Here is a 7,040-nt window from a genome sequence, read left to right on the forward strand (position 1 = left end):
AAAAGAAAAAAACAATAATATTTTTTATACTTTTATAATCACAAAACCGCTCTTTTTAGAACCTGTTTTACTATGCGCAATTTAAACAGGAATGGATGGGTCAAATTCATAGGAATCTCCACGAGAACTTCTTGAACAACAAAATGAAATTTCTTCTAAAAAAGTATATCTTTTAAATAAAATGCGTAAATTCCTCGAACTCGTAAAAAACATTGATATTCTTTACGATTTAGCGAATTTGGATGAAAAGAGAGAACTGCTTGAAATTCTTACCTCGAACCTCCAAATTGAAGGTAAAAAGCTTTTGTTTTCAACGTTTCCGGCATTCAATAAGCTAATAAACCGCGATATTTTGATGTCTGGTGGGGATGACCAGTCCAGAACTCGAACTCTTCCCTCTGTAATTATCTATGAAAGTATGATGACCTCCCCAATAAAATACAGATCATTAGATAAAAAACAGAGTAGAAAATTATACAATTATCTTTTACAAGAAGTTTCATTATTACCAGAGTTTAAGTCCTTTTCTGAATATGCACTACAAACAGACTACCCAAGTTCCCAATGAATTGTTTGATGACCAATTAGCAAAGCTTACTTTTTCCGAATTGAAGATTCTAATGTGTGTTATCCGCCAAACTTATGGCTGGACACAAAAAAATGGAAAACGTAAAACACGAGATAGAATCACTTATAACCAGTTTCATAAAAAAACTGGTGTTTCCTTGCGTTCTATTCCAGACGCCATCCAATCCTTGATCATTAAGCAATTAATTCGCGTAACGGATTATCATGGAGAGCTTTTACATTATCCAAACCAACGTAAGGGAAAGACACGCATCTATTACGCTCCTTGCTTTAAAAGATGTGCGAAAAACACCCAAAAGGTATGCAAAAAGAGGCATCAACCTATGCAGAATAAGGCATATAACAAAACTAATGGTACAAAACTAACTCTACAAAAGAGGAATTCTCCTAATAGACGACTAACGGATTCGGAACGTCTGCAGGAAATATTAAGCTATCAAAAATAGCTTTCTTTTCATCGCTCTAAATCTGTTTTATAATACGAACGTGAAACCCAGTACTTATGATATTCCAAAGGATTTGTATTTAAGAAATAAACAGGCATTTGAAGAGATTTTAGATGCTCGGTATTTTGAAATGTTACGTTTAAGAGTGGAAGATGAGCTAACTTTCTCGGCAATTGCTAAATTCTACGGATTGACCACTGAGCGTATTCGTCAAATTCTTGGTAAAACATATCATATTCTCGAACAAGCTGGTTATGTTGGAAAACGTACTATCATTAAATAGAACTTAATCCTCTATTATTGGTCAGTATTGTTTTTTATTTTATGGTAATTACCAAGTAACGTAAGCCTTTATATCTATAAAGGCCGTATTACTACTTCTTAAACTCACTATAAGGGAATAGCTTTTTGATATACCTTTTCTCTTCTTTATTATTAACTCCCTTGTTTTTTAGACATCTTTCATTCCATTATTAGTATTTTTAATATTTTTCAATCTTCCCTCTTTATGAGTCAAAATTTTATTATTTCTTAATCTAAATAGTATATAAACCACTCTATGCACATTTTTTTCACAGAATATTAGAGCGACCACGAAAAAAATTGTCCATATGGACAATTTTACACGCCTTAATTACGTCTTTAGAAATTGCATAGTGTTTTTTAAAATAAGTATGGCGGTGAGAGATTAACCCTCACCGCCATACTTTATTATATGAACAAACAAACCCATCTCTTGAAAGATATTCGTACTGGTGCTGAAGTCATGCAACAGGATGTAGCCTTTTTGCTTAACATCGACACTGGCAGTCTCGCTCGATACGAGAATGAAAAACGAATACCTACACCAGAAATATTATTGATGTACCATATCCTCTTCGGTGTACCTATTTCGGAACTCCTATCACCCCTGTTAAAACGTGTTAAGAAGAACCTCATTAGCCGTAGTACATTACTCCATACTCAAGCCAAAGCCAAGCATACACCAAAGAGTATACATAGTTCATCATATATCGAGGCTGTTGTCAATAACTTAAGCCAAACAAAAATGTATGACGCCTAGTGGACAACAGATTAAAAAGGAAGAAATTGTACTGTCTCTATACCCTAATTCTATTGGTTTTGGCTTTGCAGTTATGACAAGTGCGCTCACAGTACTTAATTCTCGAGTGGTGCAAGTACGACCTATTTCCAATACCCATACAATGAAACGGATTCGTGAGATTATTGATTACTACGAACCAAAAATTGTAGTTCTTGAAGACTGTAGTATTACTGGTTCTCGAAAATCAAAACGAATTAAAAAGATGATTAATACCATTTCTCGTTATGCCTTAAAGAAGCATTTAAAAATTGGTACATACTCTCGAGCAGATATTCGCTATGTTTTTAGTTCTTTCAATGCACGAACTAAATATGAGATTGCACAAGTGATTTCAGAAAATATTAAAAATATGAAGTATAAACTCATGAAACCTAGAAAGACTAGTGAGTCAGAAAAATATATGGCAGGAGCATTTGACGCAGTTTCGCTTGGGATTACTCATTTTTATATGGACAACTAAAACACCATAAAGGTGTTTTTTAGTTTTCCATTTTCTGTAATTCATCTAGATAATAATCTAAATCTTCATCATCAATTAAATTCTCTTCGTTCTCCGCATCCTTGATACGCTGTGCAATAATACGGTTACGTTCTTTTTCAAATTCTTCTTTAGTTACTTCTTTTTCTCCGTTATAATACTTCATCTTTTTTAGAACTAATATTCTCTAATAAAAATAATTCAACCAAAAAGCCCATCACCAAGATAGAACTACAAAGTAATTCTTACACACTAGTTTCCTAGGTGTAGCATAAACCAGTACAACCCTTGATGATGGGTTTTTTAATCTGGTTTGTGCCTTGGGCTATTTGAACCATGTCCTCAATAGAGGGGTTAGGTTACTTGGTTGTTAGAATTACTGTAACTGATTTTGGTCTTTTTGGAAAGAAGAAATTTAGTTGTAAAAAGTGAGTGTTAACTCATTTAATTTAATGATGTTTTTTATGTTTCTAAATTTCCATAATGTTTAATTCAAAAAACCTACGAACGTAAACAGCTAAAAAAAGTAATGCAACTCAATTTTAATAAAAAGACTTCCATTTATTGAAAAATAGAAGCCAAAATAGTACTTATTCTAAAAACGCAAACATTGGCGTAGGTTCGTTGCAAATTTTAATAGATGTTTGCTTTACAAGATATTGACTAACACAACAAACCAGCTACAAATCAATGTAACTAGTTTCTTGCTATTTATTTCTTACTCTTGCCGCTACGAAGTCACAGGCATTCGTAGAACATTACTCTTCAGAGATCTAGTTATCAACCAATTAAATGGCTATTTTTTTAATATAGATTTGTGTTCATAAATAATCTCACCTAATCTATTCATAATCTTATATAAAATTTCTAATTCCCCAGTAGTAGTAACTGATTCATTAGGTCGAAGATTCAAAATTGAAGTGTCATTCTCGACCTTTGTTGTAATGTATAAAATATGGTTTGGCAATATTTCTGTTAGAAAAGAATCATTCAAAATATAATTAGTTAATTCTTTATTTCCTTTTAAATTATATTTTTTTAATAATATTTTCGCATTATTGGATAGTATGTTTTTAGAGGTTGGAATATTAATAATTTTCTGAAAAAAAGACTTTGGGAAAATACTTTGTGCACGTTTCAAAGCAAAAGGTAATATTAATATGATTTTAAAAGGAGACCCATCAAATGTATTAACTGCTCTTACTCCCATATTGTCAAAACAATATATTTTTATAGAATAATTTTCTTTTTTAAATATACCATAACTATTTTGACTAATGAATGATCCTCCCGGTGTGTGCCCTTTTTTCTGATCATCCAAATAATAATCTCCATCTAAGTTATTTACTAATTTTTCTAGTATACTCATTAATTATTTTTTTGGATATCAATATAACTATTAAAAAAGAAATCAAAACTAATAACCAATAAATCAAACCAAAATCTAACATCCTAATGATAGCCCAGTACGATTCCCTGTTTTGATTTAAAATAAACCAAATTGTATTGCCGCAGATATGAAAAAATATTGAGTATAACAGTCCATGTTTTAAATAAACAACGGACATTAAAAAACCTGAGACGAATGCTGCTAATATTGTAGTATAGTCGATAGACATATAATTAAAATGAATCAATGCAAACAACAAACTAGATGTTAAAACAGATATAGTTATATTAATTTTTTTTTTTAGAAGTACTCTCAAAATAATCCCTCTAAACAATAACTCTTCCAAAACTGGAACCCAAATTAAAGTATTGAATATTAGAAATATCTGTTCCTTTAAAGGAGTTTTTACATATTCCGATGAAACAAAATTTAGATTTCCGAAAAAAATCTCATTAAAACGATAGATAGGGTCTCTTAAAACCCTTAATAAGAAAGCTAGTATTATAATAAAAATTATAGCCTTAAAAGAAAAAATATTCTTTCTCTCATAAGTAAAATATCTTTTCCCGATAAGCTTATAGGCTACTATAGTCATTAACATTACCACTGTCAATGGTAGCAATTCCAAAAGGTAAATCTTATCATTACTATCCAAAAACTCAATGGGTACATTCGTGAAAAGCACATACGTTAACCCATTGAGAATCGAATAATATATTATTGTTAATCCAATTACCTTAAAAATAGAATTTATTTGATCTCTTGACAACAAATTAACCTTTGATTTTTTTCTTTTTTAGATTAATAGACTTTTTTCTTTTATTAACAGAACTAGGATTCTTAATAATACTTTGTCTTTTCTTTATTTCTGCATTCTTTTTATCGATCTCTTTTGACAAACTATCTATAGAATTATTATTTTTATCAATCAATTTACCGTCCTTATAAACTTTTGCTTCTCTTCTTGCTTGGGTTATTAACCCACCTAAAATAGCTCCTTTATCTGGGTCGCCCATATCACCCTTAATACCTACTTTATTTGTAAGATCTATATGCTGTTGTGTGGTTTCTTTCGATATTAGAATTGAGTCATTATCTCTGTTTAATTTATCAATAGATGCATGATCTTCAGAAATGCTTTTCTCGGCATTTTGAATACCTTCTTTATTGATATCTATGATTGTTTTTTGCTCAGGAATAGTTACTACATCTCCTTCATCAACAGCGGATTTCTCAACACCATCATTAGTATCTACATAAGTCCCCATAGTACCCAAAGAAGAGCTTTCGTTAGGAGTATTAGCCATTATTTCTTTTGCTCTCTCAAAAGAAATTCCAGCATCCCTTGCTAATGTCGAAGCACTATCGCCAGCTTCCGCAGTATAAGTTCCATCACCATTATTTATCCAAAAAGGAGCCATTCCATCAGGGTCGATAAAACTGATTGGATTATCAAATGCGTAATTATAAGGTGAGTGCCTTCTCATTTCATCAGCAAGAGGATCGATATTCATCCAACGTCCAATAGAAGCATCGTAATTTCTAGCTCCAAAATCCATCCATTCTAGCCCAAGCTCATCATTCTCCTCTTTGCCATTATATCCATAGTTATGTTTTCTACCCGTAATGGTGTTATTATACTCTTTATGTTGCAATCCAAAGGGATAGTAACTACCCCTAATTTTTAGAGGCTTTCGAGTTTTTTTTGAGTGTATTACTCTTAATCTTGGAGTGGATTCAATATGTAATTTTAGACATCCCATAGACAACTCTCAAATCTAATTCTTTGTTGTGAGTTGACCTAATGTTTCATTTATAAAGTAACAAAACATTACTCTTTTCATAAATATGGGTTCAATTATTTTTCAAATTTTAACTTAATAACTATTCTTATAAATCACTTATTAATAATCTTGAATGTTATTTGATTACAAATCTAAATGCTCTATCGGACTCATAAATTTAGATTTTGTTATATCTGATATATGCGTGTAAATTTCAGTTGTTTTAATCGAATTGTGACCAAGTAACTCTTTTACAAAACGAATATCTATACCACTTTCCACCAAATGAGTTGCATAACTATGACGAAGCATATGTGGGGTAACTGTTTTCGTGATTTTAGCTTCAAGAGCATACTTCTTAATGAAATTTTGAATGCTTTTCGCTGAATAAAACGGTTTATTCTGTCCTTCAAATAAAAAGTCTTTAGGTTTATACTTTTTATAATAAACTCTTAAATCATCAAGAACAATACTTGGAAGTTTTACTATTCGATCCTTATTACCCTTTGCCATGCTAATATGTAAAAGCATCTGATCAGAATTGACATCTCTTAATCGAAGATTCAAAACTTCTCCAACTCTTAACCCACATCCGTAAAGGAGTTTCATGACACATTTGTGCTTTATATTCTTACAAGCAGAAATTAATCTAACAACTTCATTTCTTGTTAGATATTTGGGTAAGGATTTTTGTTTTCGTTTTGGATATAAATATTTAAGATCTAATTTTCTGCAATGAAACAGTTCGTAATATTTACCTATAGCACTTAGAATTTGTTTTTGATATGCACTACTAATATTCTCTGTTTTTTGTAAATGATATAAAAAGTTTTCAATATTCTGTTCCTTTACTTTATTCAAAGAAAATCCTTCAAAAGCGATCAAAAATTTTGCTAGTGAATTTGAATAAGACTTTATTGATGACTGTGCATAGCGTTGTAAAGATAATTTCTTTTGAAATTCAAGCAATATGTCTTTTGTCAACATCATAACATTCGTTTTATCAAAAAAATAATTACACCAAATATACATAAACTAACTAAATTATAGGTGTTTACATGTTTTTGCCATTTTTGGATAACCGCCATAAATACAATAATGATAAGCGCAATACGTATATTTGGGTGTTGTGCATAATTAGAAAAGAGAGAATGAAAAGAATACTTATACTGACAATTTTAAGTTTGACAATTCAATACTCTTTCGGACAAGCTTGTGGAATATACAGGATAAAATATGTTGGAACTAT

General features: G+C 30.8%; 9 protein-coding genes. 4 read left to right on the forward strand and 5 right to left on the reverse strand.

Annotated features, from left to right (window positions below):
• Nucleotides 1-533: 533 nt before the first annotated feature.
• The 4 genes from QBK95_RS22675 (at nucleotide 534) to QBK95_RS22690 (ending at nucleotide 2,599) form a co-directional block, all read left to right on the forward strand.
• Nucleotides 534-1,034 carry a replication protein gene (locus tag QBK95_RS22675; RefSeq protein WP_280936854.1) on the forward strand — a complete coding sequence of 167 codons (501 nt, stop codon included), beginning with the start codon at nucleotides 534-536 and terminating at the stop codon, nucleotides 1,032-1,034.
• 40 nt (nucleotides 1,035-1,074) lie between these two features.
• Nucleotides 1,075-1,317 carry a sigma factor-like helix-turn-helix DNA-binding protein gene (locus QBK95_RS22680; protein WP_280936855.1) on the forward strand — a complete coding sequence of 81 codons (243 nt, stop codon included), beginning with the start codon at nucleotides 1,075-1,077 and terminating at the stop codon, nucleotides 1,315-1,317.
• A gap of 432 nt (nucleotides 1,318-1,749) precedes the next feature.
• The gene (locus QBK95_RS22685; protein WP_280936856.1) at nucleotides 1,750-2,097 is read left to right on the forward strand and encodes a helix-turn-helix domain-containing protein; all 348 of its coding nucleotides are present in this window, start codon (nucleotides 1,750-1,752) and stop codon (nucleotides 2,095-2,097) included.
• Entirely contained in the window at nucleotides 2,087-2,599 is a 513-nt protein-coding gene (locus tag QBK95_RS22690) for a hypothetical protein (RefSeq protein WP_280936857.1), read from the forward strand. Before QBK95_RS22685 ends, QBK95_RS22690 begins: the two co-directional genes overlap by 11 nt.
• Before the next feature lie 19 nt (nucleotides 2,600-2,618).
• Here QBK95_RS22690 and QBK95_RS22695 read toward each other — a convergent pair whose 3' ends face one another.
• The 5 genes from QBK95_RS22695 to xerA all read right to left on the reverse strand — a co-directional run bounded on the left by QBK95_RS22695 (nucleotide 2,619) and on the right by xerA (nucleotide 6,781).
• The gene (locus QBK95_RS22695; RefSeq protein WP_280936858.1) at nucleotides 2,619-2,783 is read right to left on the reverse strand and encodes a hypothetical protein; all 165 of its coding nucleotides are present in this window, start codon (nucleotides 2,781-2,783) and stop codon (nucleotides 2,619-2,621) included.
• Nucleotides 2,784-3,413: 630 nt separating this feature from the next.
• Nucleotides 3,414-3,986, reverse strand: a complete 573-nt coding sequence (locus QBK95_RS22700) for a hypothetical protein (protein ID WP_280936859.1) — start codon at nucleotides 3,984-3,986, stop codon at nucleotides 3,414-3,416.
• Nucleotides 3,958-4,608 carry a CPBP family intramembrane glutamic endopeptidase gene (locus QBK95_RS22980; RefSeq protein WP_445012646.1) on the reverse strand — a complete coding sequence of 217 codons (651 nt, stop codon included), beginning with the start codon at nucleotides 4,606-4,608 and terminating at the stop codon, nucleotides 3,958-3,960. The genes QBK95_RS22700 and QBK95_RS22980 overlap by 29 nt, the downstream gene beginning before the upstream one ends.
• 172 nt (nucleotides 4,609-4,780) lie before the next feature.
• Nucleotides 4,781-5,770 carry an RHS repeat domain-containing protein gene (locus tag QBK95_RS22705; RefSeq protein WP_280936860.1) on the reverse strand — a complete coding sequence of 330 codons (990 nt, stop codon included), beginning with the start codon at nucleotides 5,768-5,770 and terminating at the stop codon, nucleotides 4,781-4,783.
• A gap of 165 nt (nucleotides 5,771-5,935) precedes the next feature.
• Nucleotides 5,936-6,781, reverse strand: coding sequence for a site-specific tyrosine recombinase/integron integrase (xerA, locus tag QBK95_RS22710; protein WP_280936861.1), 846 nt, complete (start codon nucleotides 6,779-6,781; stop codon nucleotides 5,936-5,938).
• Between the last annotated feature and the right edge of the window lie 259 nt (nucleotides 6,782-7,040).

The sequence above is a fragment of the Aquimarina mycalae genome (assembly GCF_029906345.1).
GTDB lineage: Bacteria > Bacteroidota > Bacteroidia > Flavobacteriales > Flavobacteriaceae > Aquimarina.